Annotated in this window: 18 protein-coding genes and 1 rRNA gene; 12 read left to right on the top strand and 7 right to left on the bottom strand. The window is 27.5% G+C overall.

What is annotated here, in order from left to right:
- Positions 1 to 83 precede the first annotated feature (83 nt).
- The 4 genes from ftsH to ACMZI9_RS00990 are packed head-to-tail and all read right to left on the bottom strand — an operon-like array spanning position 84 to position 5,933.
- Positions 84 to 2,180, bottom strand: coding sequence for an ATP-dependent zinc metalloprotease FtsH (gene ftsH / locus ACMZI9_RS01005; protein WP_323176751.1), 2,097 nt, complete (start codon positions 2,178 to 2,180; stop codon positions 84 to 86).
- 57 nt (positions 2,181 to 2,237) lie between these two features.
- On the bottom strand, positions 2,238 to 3,113 hold the full coding sequence (tilS, locus tag ACMZI9_RS01000) for a tRNA lysidine(34) synthetase TilS (RefSeq protein WP_323176752.1): 876 nt from the start codon (positions 3,111 to 3,113) through the stop codon (positions 2,238 to 2,240).
- Positions 3,094 to 3,651, bottom strand: a complete 558-nt coding sequence (pth, locus tag ACMZI9_RS00995) for an aminoacyl-tRNA hydrolase (protein WP_323176753.1) — start codon at positions 3,649 to 3,651, stop codon at positions 3,094 to 3,096. Before pth ends, tilS begins: the two co-directional genes overlap by 20 nt.
- Positions 3,651 to 5,933: an AAA family ATPase gene (locus ACMZI9_RS00990; RefSeq protein ID WP_323176754.1), complete on the bottom strand. Its 2,283-nt coding sequence runs from the start codon at positions 5,931 to 5,933 to the stop codon at positions 3,651 to 3,653. Before ACMZI9_RS00990 ends, pth begins: the two co-directional genes overlap by 1 nt.
- Positions 5,934 to 6,196: 263 nt before the next feature.
- Here ACMZI9_RS00990 and ACMZI9_RS00985 point away from each other — a divergent pair, with 263 nt between their 5' ends.
- The 3 genes from ACMZI9_RS00985 to ACMZI9_RS00975 all read left to right on the top strand — a co-directional run bounded on the left by ACMZI9_RS00985 (position 6,197) and on the right by ACMZI9_RS00975 (position 9,069).
- Positions 6,197 to 7,603 carry a DnaA ATPase domain-containing protein gene (locus ACMZI9_RS00985; RefSeq protein WP_323176755.1) on the top strand — a complete coding sequence of 469 codons (1,407 nt, stop codon included), beginning with the start codon at positions 6,197 to 6,199 and terminating at the stop codon, positions 7,601 to 7,603.
- 123 nt (positions 7,604 to 7,726) lie between these two features.
- Complete coding sequence (locus ACMZI9_RS00980; RefSeq protein WP_323176756.1) at positions 7,727 to 8,854, top strand: DNA polymerase III subunit beta; 1,128 nt, start codon at positions 7,727 to 7,729, stop codon at positions 8,852 to 8,854.
- 2 nt (positions 8,855 to 8,856) lie between these two features.
- Positions 8,857 to 9,069 (top strand): RNA-binding S4 domain-containing protein, encoded by a 213-nt coding sequence (locus ACMZI9_RS00975; protein WP_323176757.1) that lies wholly within the window; start codon positions 8,857 to 8,859, stop codon positions 9,067 to 9,069.
- 35 nt (positions 9,070 to 9,104) lie between these two features.
- Here the strand turns inward: ACMZI9_RS00975 and ACMZI9_RS00970 are convergent, their stop codons facing one another.
- Together ACMZI9_RS00970 and serS are read right to left on the bottom strand one after the other, a co-directional pair.
- Positions 9,105 to 10,232: an HAD family acid phosphatase gene (locus ACMZI9_RS00970; RefSeq protein WP_323176758.1), complete on the bottom strand. Its 1,128-nt coding sequence runs from the start codon at positions 10,230 to 10,232 to the stop codon at positions 9,105 to 9,107.
- 127 nt (positions 10,233 to 10,359) lie between these two features.
- Positions 10,360 to 11,625 carry a serine--tRNA ligase gene (serS, locus tag ACMZI9_RS00965; protein ID WP_416099065.1) on the bottom strand — a complete coding sequence of 422 codons (1,266 nt, stop codon included), beginning with the start codon at positions 11,623 to 11,625 and terminating at the stop codon, positions 10,360 to 10,362.
- 208 nt (positions 11,626 to 11,833) lie between these two features.
- Between serS and rpmH the strand changes: the two genes are divergently transcribed.
- The 4 genes from rpmH to rrf all read left to right on the top strand — a co-directional run bounded on the left by rpmH (position 11,834) and on the right by rrf (position 14,545).
- Positions 11,834 to 11,980, top strand: coding sequence for a 50S ribosomal protein L34 (rpmH, locus tag ACMZI9_RS00960; RefSeq protein WP_257089135.1), 147 nt, complete (start codon positions 11,834 to 11,836; stop codon positions 11,978 to 11,980).
- 9 nt (positions 11,981 to 11,989) lie between these two features.
- A complete protein-coding gene (gene rnpA / locus ACMZI9_RS00955) occupies positions 11,990 to 12,313 on the top strand; it encodes a ribonuclease P protein component (RefSeq protein ID WP_416099064.1) in 324 nt (107 codons plus the stop codon).
- On the top strand, positions 12,313 to 14,361 hold the full coding sequence (gene yidC, locus ACMZI9_RS00950; protein ID WP_416099063.1) for a membrane protein insertase YidC: 2,049 nt from the start codon (positions 12,313 to 12,315) through the stop codon (positions 14,359 to 14,361). Before rnpA ends, yidC begins: the two co-directional genes overlap by 1 nt.
- Before the next feature lie 78 nt (positions 14,362 to 14,439).
- Positions 14,440 to 14,545 (top strand): 5S ribosomal RNA (rrf, locus tag ACMZI9_RS00945).
- A 55-nt stretch (positions 14,546 to 14,600) separates the two neighbouring features.
- Here rrf and ACMZI9_RS00940 read toward each other — a convergent pair.
- Positions 14,601 to 15,146, bottom strand: a complete 546-nt coding sequence (locus ACMZI9_RS00940; protein WP_416099062.1) for a hypothetical protein — start codon at positions 15,144 to 15,146, stop codon at positions 14,601 to 14,603.
- 89 nt (positions 15,147 to 15,235) lie between these two features.
- Here ACMZI9_RS00940 and ACMZI9_RS00935 point away from each other — a divergent pair, with 89 nt between their 5' ends.
- The 5 genes from ACMZI9_RS00935 to ACMZI9_RS00915 all read left to right on the top strand — a co-directional run bounded on the left by ACMZI9_RS00935 (position 15,236) and on the right by ACMZI9_RS00915 (position 20,648).
- Positions 15,236 to 17,389 carry a HinT-interacting membrane complex protein P80 gene (locus ACMZI9_RS00935; RefSeq protein WP_416099061.1) on the top strand — a complete coding sequence of 718 codons (2,154 nt, stop codon included), beginning with the start codon at positions 15,236 to 15,238 and terminating at the stop codon, positions 17,387 to 17,389.
- Positions 17,389 to 18,618, top strand: coding sequence for a HinT-interacting membrane complex lipoprotein P60 (locus ACMZI9_RS00930; RefSeq protein ID WP_416099060.1), 1,230 nt, complete (start codon positions 17,389 to 17,391; stop codon positions 18,616 to 18,618). Before ACMZI9_RS00935 ends, ACMZI9_RS00930 begins: the two co-directional genes overlap by 1 nt.
- Positions 18,618 to 18,950 carry a histidine triad protein HinT gene (gene hinT, locus ACMZI9_RS00925; protein ID WP_323176764.1) on the top strand — a complete coding sequence of 111 codons (333 nt, stop codon included), beginning with the start codon at positions 18,618 to 18,620 and terminating at the stop codon, positions 18,948 to 18,950. The genes ACMZI9_RS00930 and hinT overlap by 1 nt, the downstream gene beginning before the upstream one ends.
- A gap of 4 nt (positions 18,951 to 18,954) precedes the next feature.
- Positions 18,955 to 19,782: a Cof-type HAD-IIB family hydrolase gene (locus ACMZI9_RS00920; RefSeq protein WP_323176765.1), complete on the top strand. Its 828-nt coding sequence runs from the start codon at positions 18,955 to 18,957 to the stop codon at positions 19,780 to 19,782.
- 119 nt (positions 19,783 to 19,901) lie between these two features.
- Positions 19,902 to 20,648, top strand: a complete 747-nt coding sequence (locus ACMZI9_RS00915; protein WP_323680319.1) for a PQ-loop domain-containing transporter — start codon at positions 19,902 to 19,904, stop codon at positions 20,646 to 20,648.
- The last annotated feature ends 323 nt before the right edge of the window (positions 20,649 to 20,971 follow it).

Below are 20,971 nucleotides of genomic sequence, written 5' to 3'. Positions count from 1 at the left end.
TTTAAAAATTTACTTATAATTAATTTATTAATTATAAAGGATTTTTGTATAAAAAAACAACCGGAAAACCAGTTGTTTAATCACTATAATTTTTCAATTTCAGTTCCATCTTCTGTAACTAAATTATCACTATCAATAACTCCATCTGAAACTAAGTCAACAGAAATACTTTCTTCTTTATTATCGTAAAAATCAGTTTGTGTACTTTGTCCAATATTAGGGTCAGAAGTCATTTCAATTAATTCATCTAAACCTACAGCACTAGCTTTTTCTTCTGATTTTTCTTTTTCAGGAGGTAATTGTAAGTTTTTAGCAATGTATTCGATTTCTTCTGCAACAATTGTTTCTTTTTCAAGTAATGAAGTTTTAATCAGCTCTAAAAGTTCTCTATTTTTCTTAATAACTTTTGTAGCTATATTTTTAGCTTCTAACATTATTTTTCTAACTTCAAGATCAATTTCGTGACTAATTTGGTTAGAAATTGATGAACTTGTAGCTAAAGTTTTTCCTAAGAATGGAGATCCTTCTTCTTCTTGATATTTAATCGGACCTAAATCAGACATACCAAATTCAGTAACCATTCTTCTAGCAATTGCTGTTGCTTTCGAAATATCATCTGCAGCACCTGTTGAAATTTTATCTTCTCCATAAATAATTTCTTCTGCTGCTCTACCACCCATAAAACTTGCTATAGAAGCTAATAATTCTTCTTTAGTATAGTTGTATTTTTCATTCTCAGGCATCATTAAGTTATATCCACCGGCTTGACCACGTGGAATAATAGTAATTTTTTGAACTTTATTACCACCAGGAACTTTTATACCAACAACAGCGTGTCCAGCTTCGTGATAAGCAACTAATGTTAATTCTTCCTTAGTAATAGTTCTAGATTTTTTAGCTGGACCAGCCATAACTCTATCGATTGCCTCATCGATTTGATCTCTTGTAATAATACCTGTATTTTCTCTAACTGATAAAAGAACAGATTCGTTAATTACGTTTTCTAATTGAGCTCCTGAGAAACCAGGTGTTCTTCTTGCAACATTTTCAAACGAAATATCATTTGAAATACGTTTACCTTTAGCATGTAGTTTTAAAATCGCTTCACGTTCTTTTACATCTGGTAATCCAACTGTAATAACCCTATCAAAACGTCCAGGTCTTGTTAAAGCAGGGTCTAAAACGTCTGTACGGTTTGTAGCTGCAATAAATAATAACCCTGAGTTTTCTTTAATACCATCCATTTCAACAAGAAGTTGGTTAAGTGTTTGTTCACGTTCATCGTGCCCTCCACCAATACCACTTCCTCTTGTTCTACCAATAGCATCAAGCTCATCAATGAAAATAATTGCTGGTGCATTTTTACGTGCTTCTGCTATAACTTGTCTTACTCTTTTAGCCCCCATACCAACAAATAACTCAACAAAGTTAGATGCTGATACAAAGAAGAAAGGAACATCAGCTTCTCCTGCTGTCGCCTTAGCTAATAAAGTTTTTCCTGTACCAGGAGGACCTCCTAAAAGGATACCTCTAGGCATTCTAGCTCCTGAAACTTCATATTTTTTAGGATTTTTTAAGTAATCTACTATTTCTGAAATTTCTTCAATTGGTTCTTTATTTCCTGCAATATCAGAGAATTTTTTATCTGATTTAATAATTTGAGCAGGACTATTGTCACCAAACATAGCCCCACCTTGCCCTGACATCATTTTAGCTTGTGATCTAAAAATAAAGAACATTATTCCTAGGAATAATAATGTAGGAATAAATGGAAGAATGTATGTTGAGAAGAATCCTGGTTGTGGTGCTGCTGCATTTTGAATTTCTCCTGAACTTACCACACCATTATTTACAAATTTTGTCGCTTCTTTAAGAGGATCTTTGATTTCAAACACTTCATTTATGAAGTTGAATGAACCAGGTGCAACAAGCTCAAGTTGACTATTATTTTTTATAAGGGTACCGTGCATTTGGTTAGTGAAGGGATCAAACTTAATTAATTTAAAGTATGTTCCATCATCTTGACTATTTGCTGCATCCTTGATGAATTCAACAAATTTGCTTGTTGAAATATTTTGAGGACCTGTTAACTTACTGATAATTAAGTAAAGTCCAACTGATATTATTAAAACAACAACAAAAGCTATTAATATACCAGGTCAACGTCTTTTTCTTGGCATTTTATCTCCTTTCTTTGAGATGTTTTATTATTTAATATTTTTTTATATTATACCCTATTAATTTAGCAATTCACCCTTTAATTTGACAAAATATAAACCGTTCTTTAAAAGGTATTTTGAAGTTCTGTTTTTAGACAGAATAAAATCAATAATTGATTTGATTTTCGATGAGCTTAATTCAATGTTTTCATCAGAAAAATATGTGTGAATGTATTGATAAACTAAATGTTTTTTGTGCTTGAGTTTTTCAAAAACACCTTGCTTAAATCTTGATTCTTTTCAAATTTGAAATTCTTTTTGAATTTTTTTTCTTTTGAAACTTAAAAAGAAGTTTTTTACCAGTTTACAAGCTATAAATGTATTTTTATAGAGTGTTTTTTTAGCGAAATCTAACCTTATTTTATTTCTTGAATACTTAGGTAAATTGTTCGTGTAATCAAAACAAAAAGGTGTGTGATTTTTTTGATTTTTCTTTGTTATTGTATTTTTAAAATACTTAAATAGATAAGGTCTATAAATATTAATTCCATCAATAAGATTTGATTGTTTTATTCCATAGAATAAAACATTTCTTTTAGACTGCTTTTGCATATATGCAGTCTCGAAAAAATCATCTTTATTATGAGAAATTAACAATTTGTCACAATTTTCTTTTACATAAACTTCTTTGAAAAATTTGTATCTCTGCTCTCTAGCTCAAGATTGAAAGTTACCTTTAACATAATCATTTTTAGATAACTCTAAAACATAGAGCTTGATATTATGACTCTTACAAAAATCTTCAACTACTTTTTGATCCAAACCACTATCAGTACGTTGATTGTAATTAACATGAGCAACAATTATGTTTTTGTTTTTATATTCATTCAACATAAACATACTGTCTGGTCCACCACTAACAGCTAGTAAATATTTAGTTTTTTGATTTGACATTGTATTTATTCATAACAGTTAGGATATCATTGTAGACAAATGAAATTGAAGCTTCTGCTGCTTTATTTAACACAGGCTCTAAAACCAACATTTGTTCAGGTGTAAAATTACCTAAAACAAAATCTCTTAATGTTTCTCTGTGTTCTGTATTAATTCCGATTTTTAATCTTTTAAATTCTTTAGTATTAAGCATTTGAACAATGTTTAAAACACCGTTATGACTTCCTCCTGAACCACCAATTTTAATTGCACTTTTTCCTAGTGGAAAGTCTTTTTCATCATGAATAACCAAAATATCATCAGGATTAATTTTGAAAAATTGAGCTATTGCTTGAACGAATTCACCTGATTTATTCATATAAGTCATTGGTTTTGCAATTATTAAATCATCTAACTTAACATATTCACCATTAAATTTAGATTTGTTTAACTCGACACCCATTTGCTTACAGATTTTATCAATAACCATAAAACCAACATTGTGTCTAGTGTATTTGTATTTATCTCCTGGATTTCCTAAACCAACTATTAATTTCATTACACCCTTCTTTCTGTTTGGATAAAGAATCTTAAGTTTGTATGCACTTGATTAGCACTTGTTGCGTGTATTCTTTCAATTAAACTTTTGTAATCAACACTTTGGTCAATAAATATTTGCAAGTGTTTAATTGCTCTTGATGCACCTGTATAAAGCATTTTTTTGCTTTGCATAAATGCGTGTTCATTATGAACCACCATAATAACAGAGTCAATTTCACTACCTTGGAATTTGTGAATTGTAGTGCTATATGCAAGTTGAATTTGTTCTTGAAATTCTCTTAATGAATACTCAATTTCTTTTTTTCATTCATCCCCTCTATAGAAAGTAACTTTAATTTTCTTAACTTTTTTGTTACCTGATTTAGAGGTTGCATCCTCATAAACAACATCAGTTATATAACCAATATCACCATTAGAAATATTTTCGTTATTTCTATTTTCTAACTGCATAACTTTATCGTTTATTCTATATTCAATTTGACTATAGTTTTTTCAATTTGTTGCAAAAACATCATTTTTATTTATTGCATTTTGAATTTTCTTATTAACTTCATTAATTCCATATTGGTGTCTGTAAGTTGGAATAAGGATAATAACGTTATTAATTCCGAATTTTTCAACTTCTTTTGTATATAGCGTTAATAAATCATTATGAAAGTTTTTGTTATCTACTTTAACTAAATCAACTTCAGAAGGTTTAAACATTGAATCATCAACTTCACCTCTGTTAATATTTGAAAAATGTTTTCAAATTGTTTCTGAATCGCTTCTATAAAACTTAGTTAAGTATGTTGTAGGTATATTTTGTGAAAAAATTAAATCATCTAATAGGTTACCTGGTCCAATTGCTGGTAACTGGAAAGCATCCCCAATTAAAACGATCTTTTCTAATTTAGGACTTGCTTTTAACAATTTATCTAATAAGTTAACATCAATCATTGAAAACTCATCAATAATTAAAATTCTTAAATCAACAATTTCTTCTAAATTAGTTACAGAAATTTTTTCATCAGTATTAGCTATTTGTAGGTAGCTGTGAATTGTTCTAATTTGATGTTTAATCTTTATAGAAACATTAGTTGCAGCCCTACCTGTTGGCGCTAAGATAGCGAATTCATTTGCTTTAACCTTGTTTTTCTTTAATGTTTCATAAATATGCTTAATAACAAATGTTTTTCCTGTTCCTGGCCCACCGCTTATTATTGAAATATTTTTGTTTATGAAATTATCATAAGCAGCTTTTTGTTGCTTTGATAAGAATTTCAAATCAATCATAGCTTCAGGTTTTAATTTGCAAATTAATTCTGAATTAGCTAATTTCATTAATCTGTTGTAAATATATGCTTCTTTATCAAATGTGGCTTTCAAAGTAAAGAAACCAGGTAAAACTTGAATTAAATGTTCATCTCTAATAAATCTTTCAAAAATGATATCTACATCAATTTCGTCTTTTATGAATGCAAAATCACTTTCTTCTTCATTTATTAATGAATTTCATTTTATATTCGCATCTTCAATAGCTTTTTTGAATTTCACTTGCAATGTATCTAAATCAAAAATTGTACTGTTTTGAGTTTCTAAATCTCAAACAACTTTATATAAGTAAGCTATGTATCTTTGGTAATTTTCTTTAGTTCAATTCAATAAGAATGCAAAAGTATCAACTTTAAAAATATCATCAATTACTTTATCTATAAACAAGTAATAAGGAGAATTGTTTTTGTAATATTCAATGAAGTTAAATTCTCTAGAACCGTGAATAGTTGCTAATTTTTCAACTAAATCACTAACTCTTGGGTTATTAAATAAATTTATATTTTTCTTATCTTCTTCAGTTAAGTTTAGTAGTGATTTTAATCTTGCACTATTTTCTTCATAATATTTAACTAATGATTCTAGTTGTTTATCAGTAATTACACTTAATAATTCATCTTTATAATTTTCAATATCTGCTAGTTTAGTAAATAAATCTTGTCCAAATTCATCAATTATTTTTTTAGCAGTTAATTTTCCGATGTTAGGTACATTTTTTGAAAGATAATCAACTCAATCTGTTTGCACATCTTCGATTATCAACTCTAAATTCTTAATAATTTTTGAGTTTTTGTAACTAGCTTTAGGATTGTCTCCGAACTCAACTTCATATTTTTTATATAAATTTGGAAAAACATTTGTAACAAAAACTAAGAATGTTTGACTTTTACCTTCAGGTAAAAACAACATAAGTGCTCAACCTAATTCTTTACCACCTTTAATTTGCTTAATAAATTTACCCTTCATTTTCTCTCCTTACTTTCTATCTATTTATTTAAATTATAAAGATTTAATTTTTATATATCACCCTTTATTTTAGGTGTCAAATTGGATTATTTTTGATAAGTTATCCACATACTTAAAACAATAAAATATAAATATGTTAATAAGTACTTTTTTACTTACATTTTAGACACTTTAGTTGTGGATAACTTTTGCATAACTATGTTGTTAAAGTTGTTTATAACTTATTTTTAAATATGTTTTTTATATAGTAATAAAATTTAGCTATGAATATTAATAATTTCGATGAAGAAAAAAACAAAGAAGAAGCGAAATTAAACTCTTACAATGAACTTTATATCGAGTATATAAAGAATGAAATTCAAGATAATCTCGCTTTTAAAACGTTTTTTAAAAATTTAACAATTCTTAGTTTCAAAAACAATGAAGTTGTTATTTATTTCCCTAAAGTCCATCCTAATTTAAGTTCATTTAAAAATTATTACAAAAATGTTTTTGACAAGTCGGTCAAAGAAATTTTTGGAGCGAATGTTGCTTACAGAATAATTGATAAAGAGACTTTAGATGCACTTAAAGAAACTGAAAAACAAAGTAAAAACTTAAATATTCAGATACCTACAACAAATAAAAAGAAAACAGATGGTATTGAATATACATTTCACAACTATATTCATGGTTCATTTAATGATGAAGCTTTAAATATTTGCAAATCAATTATTGATGATGAATACAAACTAGAAGTTTTATTTATCACAGGTAACTCTGGTTTAGGTAAAACTCACCTTTTAAAAGCTATTTCTAATGCTTTAAACAAAGAAGGTAAATCATCATTTCTTGTTAATGCAACTGAGTTTATTCGATGAATTCAACCTTTATTAAAAGAAAATTCAGTTGATGTTCTTAATAAATTTCAGAAGAAATTGATTGATAATTACGACGTTTTAATGTTTGACGATTTCCAATTGTATGGTTCAGGGAATAAAAAAGCTACAAAGGATTATATTTTTCAAGTTCTAGATAGTAGAATGGAAAAAGGTAAATTAACCATTTTTTGTTCAGATACAGATATAAACGGAATTTCTAAAATATTTGATGAAAGACTTGTTTCGAGAATTCAATCTGGGTTTATTACAAAAATCAAACAACCTGAACAAGAAGATTTACATAAGATTTTGGATTTCTTACTTACAGAAAACAACTTCGACACAAACACATTAGACGATGAATCAAAAGATTTCATCATAAGAAATCATTCAAATTCAATCAGAACACTTACAGGTGCTGTAAAAAGATTAAGTTTCTATGAAAAAGAAATTAAATCATTACCAAAAACTTTAGTTATAAAAACAATTAGAAATATTTTTGGTGATTTTATTAAAGATAAAGCAGAAATTACTGATGACATAATTTTAAAAGCTGTTTCAGAGTATTACAAAATACCAGTTAAAGATATTTTAAGCACATCGAGAAAATCTAATATCTTTTTAGCAAGACAAATTGCGATTTATATGATTAAAAAGCATTTAGATTATTCATCCAATGAATTAGGTAAATTATTTAAAAGAGATCATTCAACTATATTAAGTGCTTTAAAGAAAATAAATACTAAAGATGACATTAAAGTTAAAAAAGTTATAAATGAAGTAGAAGATAAGATGCGCAAGAATTATTAATAATTTATAAACATTTATTTTTAACTAAAAACTTAAAAAATAATAGAAAAACACACTAAAATTTAACTTTTTGAAAGTTATAAACATATTAACAACTGTTAATATTTATATTAAGGAGAAGATATGAAATTTACAATTTCAAAACATTTAATAGATCAATTGATTGAATTTATTTCTAATTATATTGATAATAATGATATGCATTATTTATCAAGAACAATTAAGATCGAATTAGATAGTCAAAACTTAGTTTTAACAGCAGCTAACGCATCTATAGCAGCTAGAAAAGTTATCAAAGTTGATGAAGATAAAATTAAAGTTGAAAAAGCAGGAAAACTTTGTATTTTAGCTTCTTTATTAAAAAACATTATTAAGAAATTTAATAAAGAAATCACTTTTAAACAAAGAGGTAATTTAATTGATATCTATGAAGGTTCAACTTCATTTACTTTAACAACAAATGACATTACACAATATATTGACACAAATTTTGAAGATCAAAAAAATACTCTTGAAATTGACGCTCAGAGATTAGATAAAATTATTAACAATGTTTCTATTTCGACAACAATAAGTAATGATAAATTAAACTCAATAGTTTTTAAATGTATTAATATAACATCTAAAAATTCAGAAAATGTAAGATTTGTAGCAACTGATTCATATAGACTTTCAACTGAAATTTTAAAAGTTGATAAAAAAGTTGACATCGATTTAACAGTTGACGCAAAAAGTCTTAAAAAACTTATCACAAAAGATGCACCAGAAAAAGTTCAATTATTCTTTGATGAGCATAAAATAGGTATTTCTTACGAAAACACAGTAATTTATATTTCTGTAAGTAAAATTCAATATATCGATATTTCGTCATTATTCCAAACAAAATATACAAGAAGATTTTTTATTGAAAAAGATGAATTATTAAAAGTTATTAATACAGCTTTATTCCAAATCACAGAAAAAGACAGAAAAATGGAATTCTCATTCAATGAAAATGAAATTAAAGTTTTATTTGAAGTTCCTGAAATCGGAACAGGAAAGGCTGTTTCGAATAAATTTCAAATTTTAGAAGGAAAACCTATTGATATGGACTTTAACTACATTTATATCAAGGATGCGGTTTCACAGTTAGAACCAGGTAATATTAATATTTTCATTTCTGAAAAAGAAGATAGAGTACTTTTATTAACAGAAAATGATAATTCACATATTCAGTTAATTACACCATTAAGAAAGTTTTATAACAATTAATTATGACAATTAAAATAACAGGTGATTCAATCAAGTTAAGTCAATTTTTAAAGAAAATCAATGAGACTGATACAGGTGGTCAAGCTAAATTCTTTATCGAGACAAATGATATTAAAATTAATAATAAAAAACCTGAAGGTAGATCTTCAAAAATACACCCAGGTGATGTTGTTTGAATAAACGACCAAATTTATGTAATTGAAAAAGAAAAATAAACCATTTTATTGGTTTATTTTTTATATTAAATTAACTAACTTTTTGATGGAACGTAAATAAATCCTTTTAATTTTTCGGTAATCTTAGCGTAGTTGTATCCTTTTTGACCAATTAAATGTGATAATCAACTTCCATATGATGAATTTCCAGGAATTAAAACATATGATTCAGAGTGAGTTTCATCTTCTCAAGCACCTGTTTCTTTGTTATAGTATGTTCCCATTACAGAAATATCCATATTTCCGAATAAGTCACCATATCTATTTGAATCAGATTTAAGTTCACCTACAACTTGTTCAGAAGTTACACCTGATTTTTTAGTGAAGTTGTCATTGAAATCAGAAATATCATCCCCAACTCTCATAACAACTTTGAATTGAACTGGTGTTTCACCAATTGTAATTTTATTATTATTTACAAGATGCATTCTTTCTTCTTTTTCTGATTTTGTAGAGGTTGTTGATGAATAAGGTTTTTGTTTATTAGCTAAATCCACACCTTGCATTCATCAAATGAAATCAGGCATATATTTAGCCTCAAGCCCTAAATTAATTAAGTTTGTTTTACTTGGTTCTTTATGTCATTTTTGAGAACGGTTAGAGTTAAAGAATACTACTCCACCTTTTGAGTAAACATGCTTAATAAAATCAATTGCCCCAGGAACTTCTGTAGAAATAGCTTGACTAACAAAATCATCTCATGCACGTCCATCGTATGATTTATTGTTAAGGAATAAATAGTTTTGGTATTTAAAGTTATTTAAAACAGTTTCATCTAAATCCATGAATACCACCGGAATGAATTTACCTTCTTCTGGTGCTGAAACAACAATTTCATCACCAGAAATATTAACTTTAGTTAAATCAACATTTGGTTGTGTAATCATTTTGTCAAAAGCAGCTTTAGCATTTTTGTAAACTTGCATCCCCATAGCATGTTTTTCTCCAGAGAATGAGTTTCATGCATTTGAACTACCGATTCCTGCACCATTTGCGATTAAAGTTTGAGCTGCTTTAATTTTTTCAGCAACTTCTTCTTCTGTGTATGTTTTTACTTTAGGCGCTTCAGGTGTTTTTTCTGAATGACATGAGTTAGTAACAACAGGTGCAGCAGTTAAAATAATTGAACCTGCTCCAAACAATAAGTATTTTAATTTTTTCATAAATCTCCTTAGTAAATTGAGTAAATAAAATAATAAATATAAATTCATTTTATTACATACTTAACTATAAGTTAAGTAAATAGTTATTTTTTTCATAAAATGTGTAAAAAATAACGCATAAGCGTTACTATAATAATTTTAATCCACCCATATATGGTACAAGAACTTCAGGGACAGAAACGCTTCCATCAGGGTTTTGGTAGTTTTCTAAGATAGCTGCAATTACTCTATCAACAGCTAAACCTGAACCATTCATTGTGTGAGCATATTCAGTTTTACCTTCATCATTTTTATATCTAATCATAGCTCTACGAGCTTGGAAATCACCCATATAACTTACACTAGATGTTTCTCTATATCTTTGTTCTGAAGGTAATCATAATTCTAAGTCAATTGTTTTTCTTGAAGAAAACCCTAAGTCACCAGTACATAAAAGTAATTCTCTATATGGAATTTGTAATTTTTCAAGCACATCTTTAGCATCTTCAACCATTTTTTCATACTCAACCATAGCATCTTTTGCAGATGTAACTTTTACAAGTTCAATTTTCTTAAATTCATGTTGTCTTAAGATACCTTTTGTATCTTTACCTGAGCTCCCTGCTTCAGATCTAAAACATTCTGTATATGCTGTAGCTCTAAAAGGGGTTGATAAATCAACAATTTCATCATTGTAAATGTTTGTTAATGTAACTTCAGCAGTAGGGATTAAATATTCATCTAATCCTTCTAATTTATATAAATCTTCCTTGAATTTAGGTAATTGACCTGTTCCATATAACATTTTATCTTTAACAATTACAGGTGTTGTGAATTCTTGATAACCTTTTGAAGTGTGTAAATCTAACATAAATGAAATTAATGCACGAACTAATTTTGAACCATTGTTTTTGTAAATTACATATCTTGAACCTGATAATTTAACAGCTCTTTCAATATCTAAGATACCTAAATTTTTAGCAACTTCATAGTGAGGTAACACATCTTTAACAAGACCTCTACCTAATTTATCATGCTCTTTAATGATTACATTTTGATTTTCATCTTCTCCAACAGGAACTTCTTCTAAAGTTTCGTTAGGGATTTGTAAAATTAATTCATTAATTCTGCTATTTAACTCCTGCTCTTGGTTAGATAAAGTTAAATCTTCGTTTTTAACCACTTCAATTTGTGCTTTTAATTCAACTAATTTACCTTTATCGTTTTTAAATAAACCAAATTGTTTTGAAAGATTGTTTAATTCACTTTTTTTATCTTGTGATTGTTTCATCACGCTACCTCTTTGTTTAGCTAATGAAACAAATTGATCAAAAATTTCAATTTTAAAACCTCTGTTTTGTAGGTTTTTTCTTACTTTTTCTTCATTATTTAAAACATATTTTATATCTAGCATTTCGACCTCGTAATTTGAATTGTTTAAATTATACATTAATAAAGAGTTAATGAATTATTATGTTGAAAATAGATTTTTTAACCCTTAAATTAAGCAAAATAATTCAAAAAATGATACTAAAAAAATAGATGTTAAAAAATTAGTCATTTGCTATAATTTAAACACGCTTATATAAAATATATAAAATTATTCACATAAGGAGGAAATTATGAGTAAAAGAACTTATCAACCAAACAAGCGTAAACATGCTAAGGTTCATGGTTTTAGAGCTAGAATGAAAACAGCAAATGGTAGAAAAGTATTAGCAAGAAGAAGAGCTAAAGGTAGAAAAAGATTAACAGTTTCTGATAAATAATTCTAAACAATGAAAAAACAATATCGACTAAAGAAGAATTGAGAATTTGAAGATGTAATTAATGCAAGACAAGGTAACTTTGTTTCAAATAGATATTTAATCATCTATTTCAAGAGACGTAAAAACTTCGCTGCAGGAATTACAGTTCCAAAAAAATTCGCAAAAGCTGTAGGTCGTAATTTTTTTAAAAGACAATTAAGAGCAATTATGCATGAGTTGAATTTATATCACCTCAAATATCATTTTGTTTTAATTGTTCGTAAAGAATTTATGAAGGAAGATTTTGCTATCAAAAAACAACATATAGCAAAACTCTTTGAGAAATTTAAATAATGAAGAAAAACGCAAAAAATTTTTCATACTTTACTAACGGTAATGATCCAAAGACTAACCGTAAAGAGTTAACTAAAAAAATCCTCAAATGATTAAAAATAGTTTTCTATGTGTTAATTTTTGGACTTACTGTAACAGGGTGTGTTCAATCCTTTGTTATTAAAAACTCTTACAACGTAGGTAACGGACTTGAGTTTTATAGAGATAAAGGTGACATAGCACCTAGAGTTAATACTTTAAAGAGCACAAATCAAAAAAGAGATTTAGTAACACTTCAAGATCCAAACGGAGAAAACAAAACATCTGAAGTATTTGAATACGACAGATTAGCACTTGATACTGAATCAAACATTTTTGTTACTGATAAAGAGATATTAGACAAACTTAGAGAACAAACAAAATCACATCAGGGTGAATATGGTACCCCTGGTGGATACATGTCTATTTTAAGAATTCCATTTGATTCTGAAATTCTTAAAAACGCAGGATATAAATTTGATGAAAAATTCAAATTAATTTACACAGGTTCAGATGACGCTAAAAATTATTTATTTGCAACAGCATCTGATAAAACTTACAACTTTGTAAAAGAACCTAAAGATATCTTTATTTTCCCATTCACTTTCCCACAAGATGAAAAAAATAACTACGATAAAGGTAAACTTCAAAGTTACATGACTTTCAAAACAGAAAAAAAATACAAAGAAGTCAATGGTAAACAAGAAGTAGATAAAATAATCCCTGTTCTTACTGATGCAAAAGAATACGAAATTACATACATTTCAGGTATTCAAAAAATTTATGACTACACATCAGAAAACGAATCTGTTTCTAATAAGTTTGCTAGAGATATTCTCCAAATGTTATATACATATTCATTTGGTGAAGGATCTAAATTTGCTGCAAAATTAGGTAAAGAACCTTCTTTATTTATTAAAGAATTAGTTGATAACATTCCGGCAAATGTTAAAGAAGAAAATATCTCAGAACACAATAACACATTATTTACCTTAACTCAAGAACAATACCAATTGCTTATTGAATATCAAAATACAATGCAGTCATACATGAATGAATTAGGATTCTTTAATGGAGAAGTTCCTAACACATCTTCTGAAGAATATAAAGAAAGAAGAGAAAAAGTTCAAAATCAATACAAATTAAATAGAACTGATAAATATGACTACAATACAAATATTCTTTATTCTGAAAACATTAACACACTTCCTTTAAGAGGTGATTTACCATTACAATCTATTACAACTTGAGGTGAAGCTTGAAAATATGGGCCATTTTACGGTTTATTAGTATATCCACTTTCAGTGTTGGTGCAATCAATGCGTCAATCAATGCCTGATATGCTTGGATGAGCTTCTGTTATCTCAATTATAGTTGCAATCATTATTTCACGTCTTATTACGCTTGCATTTACATTTAGAACAACTGTAATGCAATCAGTAATGGAAGAACTTAAATACAAAAAAGCTGCTATTGAAGCTAAATATAAAGGTTTAGAAGATAATAAAGCTATGAAACTTAAGAAAAATCAAGAGATTCAAGCTTTATATACAAAATACAACATAAATCCATTAGACCAATTCGGAAATATGTTACTTACTATGCCGATTTTCCTTGCTATGTGAAGAGTTATTCAAAGTATTCCTGAAATCAAACAAACAACATGGCTTGGTATTAACTTCGCCTCAACATCATATAAGAGATTGTTTGAGGGAGAATGAGTTTACTTATGAATTTTAGTACTTGTTGTTGGGTTCCAATTACTTTCAAGCTTCTTACCAAGACTTCTTAATAGAAAGAAAATGAAACGTAAAACAACAATCGCAGAAACTGAAGCACTTAAGAAATCTGAAAGAACACAAAAGATTATGATGCTTGTGTTCACAGCAATTACCTTAATCTTTACTGCTGGTGTTCAAGTTTATTGATTATTCGGTTCAATATGAACAATTATGCAAACATTAATTATTCACAAACTCATACATTCTAAGAAATTTAAAGAGAAATTCATAAATAAGAAAACTCGATAAATAACTTTTTCATTTAAATAATAAGTATTAAAAAAATAAAAAATTTACTTGACTTTATTTTAATAGTGCTATAATATATGCAGTGGTTATAGCAAAGGGGATCACCTGAATCCATTCCGAACTCAGTAGTTAAGCCCTTTAGTGCCGAAGATAGCTTTACAGTGAAAATAGGGAGCCGCTGCTTTTTTTATACCTTTTATAAAAATAATAATTTAATACCACCTTTTCAGGTGGTATTTTTAATCTAAATCAACATTTTCTATATGAAAATAAGGAAGTTTTAAATCATCAAATTCAACTATATCATAGTAGTTCGGGTTAAGATTTTTAACTCTAGAAATAACTAGTTTAGCTTCCTTATCTCTAGAAATTAAAAACCTTGTATTTGGGTTTTGTGAAAACAAAACTTCAATCAATTCATGACAATATTGGTTTTGTTTGTTATTTTCTTTTTCAACAATTTTCTTAGCTAAATTAATCTTTTTAGCATTATTATCAGTTGATTGAATCAGTAAATTAAGGATAATATCGGTGTTATTTAAAGAAAAAATAGGCAGAAATTTCTCGTTTTTATTCATTTTATTAGAGATGTTAATTAACTCAGGGAACTTGTTTTTTAATTTCAAAAATGCATAAACATCAATCACAATTTGAATTGGCTTAGTTAACTCTTTTTTCTCTTTAATTTGACTTAAAATGCTAGAGAATAGGGAGAAAATGAATTTTTCTTCCGTGCTAATTTTGAGCAATTCCTCAAAAACATTTTTAATTTCTGCTTGTTTCATAGTGAAATTATAATAAATTAAATTTGATATAATTAAAACAATATTTATTATTACATAATAAATAAATTTTATAAAACTAAGAGGTATTAATGGCTAAAAGACAAAAATCATTCTTTGAACGTTTAGTTGAGTTAAATGATAGACATGATGAGAAGAAACATAAAACTTCAACTAACAAATCAAAAAGATCTAAAACCTTAATCGGTATTTTTTCTGCTTTAACAGTTGGAGTTATTGCATCTATTACAATTCCTTTAACAATTACAACTACAAAGGTTAACTACATTCAACCAGTTGATGGAGAAAAATCTGCTTTTGTTGTTAATGATGCAAAAGGCAATGAACTTAACTCATTAACAGTTGGTAAATTAACAGATTTAGTAAAATCACAAAGTCAAGAAGTTTCAGATGAAATCAAAAATGCATACAGAGAAGCGATTTTCTATATGTATGAACAAGAAGTTGAAGCATCAGTTCAATATCAAAACATTTACAATAGTTCATTACAAAATGATGAAGAAGTTAACAATTCAATCGAACTTAAATCATTAGATGAAATCAAAAGACAAATTAAAGCTAAATTTGAAGATTTAAAAGTTAACTTCAAAAAAGTTTATGGTTTCCAAAATTGAGAAAAACAATTTTTTGAAGAACTTAAAAAATATGAATACGGAAATTCAGCTAATGAAACAGATGCAACAAACTTTTTATTATTCAAACAAGTTGAAGAAATTGCTACACGTAGATATCAATTAGAATACAAAGTTGTTGATAGAACATTTGTAAATAGAACTGCTACAAAAGATATTTATAAACTTGATAAAAACGGAAACAAAGTTAAAGGTGAAAACAGTGAACCAATTAAATTATTCAGTAAAGGTGACAAAGTTTTCCCATATTTAGAAGAAAATGTTAATTACTTTGCTCCATCATCAGATTCAACAAAAGTTACTTTATTAACAACAAAATCATTCATTACAGAATTCAAATCACCAGCAAACTTCATTTCTGAATACTTCAACAAAAATAACATCATCATTCCTACAGTTTACAAATTAGCAGGAACCATTTCTAAAAATGATGTAGTTTATCCATGAAAAATTTCATCTGATGATGACAAAGTGAAATTATTTAACTTATTAAAATGAAATGTAACTCCAACAGCTGATTCATTTATTGCAGAATCAAACGTTGCATCATTAACAAAATTTAATAAAGCAGAAGAATATGCATTCCAAAAAGAAAATGAAACTAAAGAAGAATTTGTAAGTAGAGTTCAAAAATATAAAAACTTCTTATCATCAATCACAAATTCTGATGTTGAAAAATTAGCAACACCAGGTTTAACATCAAATATCAACTTATTTGCTAAAGATTTAGATCTTGCATTAGGTGTAAATGCAACTTCAATTTTTGCTAACGAACAAAATAACTTACCTGAATTCTCATTAAAAGAATTAATTGACGCAATCAAAGGTGCTTTAAACATTCTAGATCAACCTGATTTAACATCAGCTACAAACTTTGATGAAGCAGCAAGAATTGTTAAAGATTACGATGTTCAAATCGATAAGAAATTAGAAGACTTAAAATTTGAACCATCAAGATTCAACACAATTAACAAAGTTATTGCTGACTATATGTTTTCAAAAGTGCAAGATGCACAAACAACAAATAATCCATTAATTCCTTATGTCTTCAAATTATCAGATATGAAAGATGCATTTATGATAATTACAGATAGTAATGTGCAAATTGTAAGATATTCACAAATTACAGAATTAGATAAATTCAAACAATTTATTGCTGAGGATGCTAAAAACTTAGCTTTAGGAAATGTTTCATACTTCAACACACCTGCACAAATTTCAAATAACTTATCAAGTTCACAAATTCTTTCATTAGCTTTAAGTGATGAAAAATTTGTTGCAGATCTTAAAACAAAAACAAATACAACTACAGGAGCAAACTATACAGATGCTGATGTAACAAGCTTGCAAGCAAAAGTTAATAGTGTAAAAAGTGGAGAAGACACAAACAAATTAATTTCAGTATTAACATCAGTAAGTGAGTTCATTCAAAAACAATTAAACTATGGAAACAGCTATAATTTTATAGTTGATAAAGGTCTTACAAAAATAGTTTACAACCATAACGATAATGTATATAGCGATAAAAAAGCTATCGAAGTTATTAATGACTTAGTTTATTCAATCTTCGAAAAAAATGAAGGGAGCAAATAATGAGAAATATATTTAAAAAATCTTTATATTTAGCACCAGTTGCTTTCACACCATTGGCTGCACTTTCATGTGGAGTTGATAAAAACACAGAAGAAAAAAATAAACAAATCATTTTATTTGATAAACCTGCAGTTTCAACTATTGCAGAAAACTTATGATTAAAATCTGTTTTACAAGACCAATATAAAGTTGAAAAAAATACAAACTTACTTTCAAATGAAAAATTCTTTAATGAAGCTCTAATTGCTTACAAAGGATTTTTAGCTACAGAATCACAAAAGAATAACTTATATTTAGCTACTCAATTAAACAAGTGAAAATCAAACGGAATTTTCAATGAAACTGAATTAGCTGCATTGAACTCTTTATATAGAGATGTTTACAACATTAACTTAACAAATGAACAATTCCAAATCTTATACAACAACGAAAATACAGGTGTGGCTTTCACAGTTAATAAACTTCTTTTAGTTAAAAACTACTTCTTTATTTCAGATGTTGTTACATTAGAAAAAATCGATCCAAGTTCATTTAATTTATATGGTAAAAAATACGATAACAAGCAATTTAACTTAATTAAATATGTTATCTCAAATAAAACAGTTCAATTATGAAGTTACACAAATGATAATGTAAATGAAATGTATACAGATGCTAATAAAGTTATTAAACACGTTTTAGATTACAATAACTTATTAAAGAATTCTAAAGAAGCTCAAAACATTGCAACAGCAGATTTAATTTTCAATAATGTTCCTGCTAAAGCTGAATTTGAAGCTACAATGGGTGGATACCAAGGTATTAAATCTAACCCTTACAAATCAGACTACACTGTCGATGAATTATTAAAAGCAACATCACCTGAAAATTTAGTTGGTTTCTATAACTTAACAAATGGTAAATTAGTTTCAGTTGATGAAAATGGACAATTAGCTGAAGCGATTCCTGTTTCAAAAGATGGTAAAAAAGTCGAAGTAGCTTACTTTGCTAAAATTGTTCCAGTTGCTAAAAAAATTACAGTTGATACAAACGAAAACGGCACAAAAGAAGAAAAAACAGTTTTATCATTCGACCAAACAATTTACAAAGATTCATTAGATAAATTAGCTATCTTCATTTCAATCAGTGATGAAAACTTATACAAAAATGCAAAAGCAGCTTACATTACAATGGGTTACAAAATTTCATCTATTGATGAACTTAAAGATAAAACAGCAGGTCTTGAATAATGAATGATTCAATCTTTACAAAAATAATTAAAAGAGAAATCCCTTCAAACATCATCTATGAAGATAATGTTGTTATTGCGATTTTAGATGCATTTCCACAACAAGAAGGGCATTTCTTAGTTATTCCTAAAGAGCAGAAATCTAATATTTTAGAACACGATGAAGCAACTTTCTTACACGCTATGAAAGTTGCTAGAATGTTAGCTAAGCAAAGAGTTATAGATAACAACATCCCAGGTTTTAAAATATTGATCAACACAGGTAAAGAAGCAGGACAAGTTGTGTTCCACACACACATTCACGTAATTCCGTACAAAGAACAAGGAGAATAAAATTATGCAGCAGACAAAAATATTTACATTCGATTTAGATGGTACATTATTTACAAAAAGCGAAACAATTCATCCTTCAACAAAAGAAGTTTTACTTCAAGAGCAAGCTAAAGGAAATAAAATTGTTATTGCAACAGGTCGTGGTTTAGTTAAGATGCTTGCATTAAATCACGATACATTCAAATTTGTTGATTATTTGGTGTGTTCAAATGGTGCGTTAGTTCACAATATGAAAACTAATACAACATACACATTAGGTGAATTATCAAAAGAAATGTTAGATACAGTTCACGCACATGCACTTAAATATGATTTAGTTCTTTCAGTTGATGGAAATAACTATAATGGCTCAATTTTACCTAATGGAGCTTATCCAAAATGAATGTCACCACAGCAAGTTAAAAATATGAACATTTTTAATGAAGCTACAATTGAACAAGTAAAAGAAGCAATCAGTAATCCTGAAACAAAAATAACTCAAATGGCTATGAGAAACCAAGAACACAATGCTAAAGAAGCTACAGAAAACATTATGAGTAGTTTAAAAGATTTCGATTGTGAAGTTTACTTGACAAACTCAGTTTATACAGATATTAACCCTAAAAATATTTCTAAGTGAGCTGGAATTATGAAAATTGTTGAATTAGAACAATTAAAAGATTATCAAGTTGTAGCGTTTGGTGATAGTGGAAATGATGTTCACATGCTTTCTGAAGCACACGTGGGTGTAGCTATGGGGAATGCAACAATTGAAGCAAAATCAGCTGCTAACTTTGTTATTGGTGATAATGACACAAACACAATTGGACAATTCATTTCAGAAAACTTTTAACACATATACATAGGTACAAAAGTAAATTTTGTGCTTTTTTATTTTATTTACTTAAAATAAAAAATAATATAAAATATACATCATATTAAAGGACAAAATTTATATTTGAAAGGAATACTATGTCAACTGCATTTGAAATTATTAAATGAATTTGTGCAATTACTGTTATCTCATTAAGTATTCCTCAATTATTGAAAATTCTTAAAGATAAAAAGACAGGACCTGTTAACTTTGTGTCATTCTGAATTTTCCATATTGGGATTTTACTTTGAGTAATTTGAGGTGCAACAGATAAGAATAATGAAAAATTCATAACTGTTATGGTCGCAGATGGAGTGGGTATACTTGTAAACGGAATTATGACAGGTTTACTTTACTACTACAAAAAAGAATTTACTAATAAACAAAAATTACAAGGATATCTTGCTGTTTTAGCTACATGAATTATTGCTGGAATATTTACTGTATTTTACATTATTGATTATGGTAGAGATGGTAGCCAAAATAATCCATATATAATTGGAAAATTACATGATTCAATTTCAACTGTTATGGGATTCATTTTCCCAGCATTTACTACATTTGCTTTCTTGCCTCAGTTAATAACATCGTTTAAAACAAAACAATGACAAGGTGTTTCATACTGAATGTATGTTTTATATGTTGTAAACAACATTATTTGAATAGTTTACTGAATTTTATTAATCCTTATTAATAAATCTAAAGGGTACTCAATCACATCAGCTATCGGTGGATTAGTATGACAATCAATTTCATTAACACTATTCTCAATCCAATTAGGATTTACATTACACGATAAATTTACAACACAAAAAACAACAGTAAGACATTCACACCGTGCTTAATAATTGAATTAACAACCAATTTTGGTTGTTTTTTTACAAAAAACCTACACAAATATTGTGTAGGTAATTTTGATTATATTTGTGTAAGCTTTCCAAAAGTCATATTTGAACGTACAGTATCAGAGAAGTCTTCACCATAAAAGTATTCTAATCCTGAGTTTCCAAGTTGGAAGCTCATTTTTATAATTTTTAAACTCTACTTATATACTATGTATATAAGTAAAAAATCAAAAAATTTTTATTTTTTACAATGATTACAATGATAATAGTGTATAATTAAGGAATGAGCAATTACATTTTATATAAAAGAAACAACCCTAAAG

Source organism: Mycoplasma sp. 4079 (assembly GCF_047785185.1).
GTDB lineage: Bacteria > Bacillota_I > Bacilli_A > Mycoplasmatales > Metamycoplasmataceae > Mycoplasmopsis.
The sequence above is the reverse complement of the archived record's forward strand: the minus strand, read 5'-3'. Positions and strand labels throughout refer to the sequence as shown.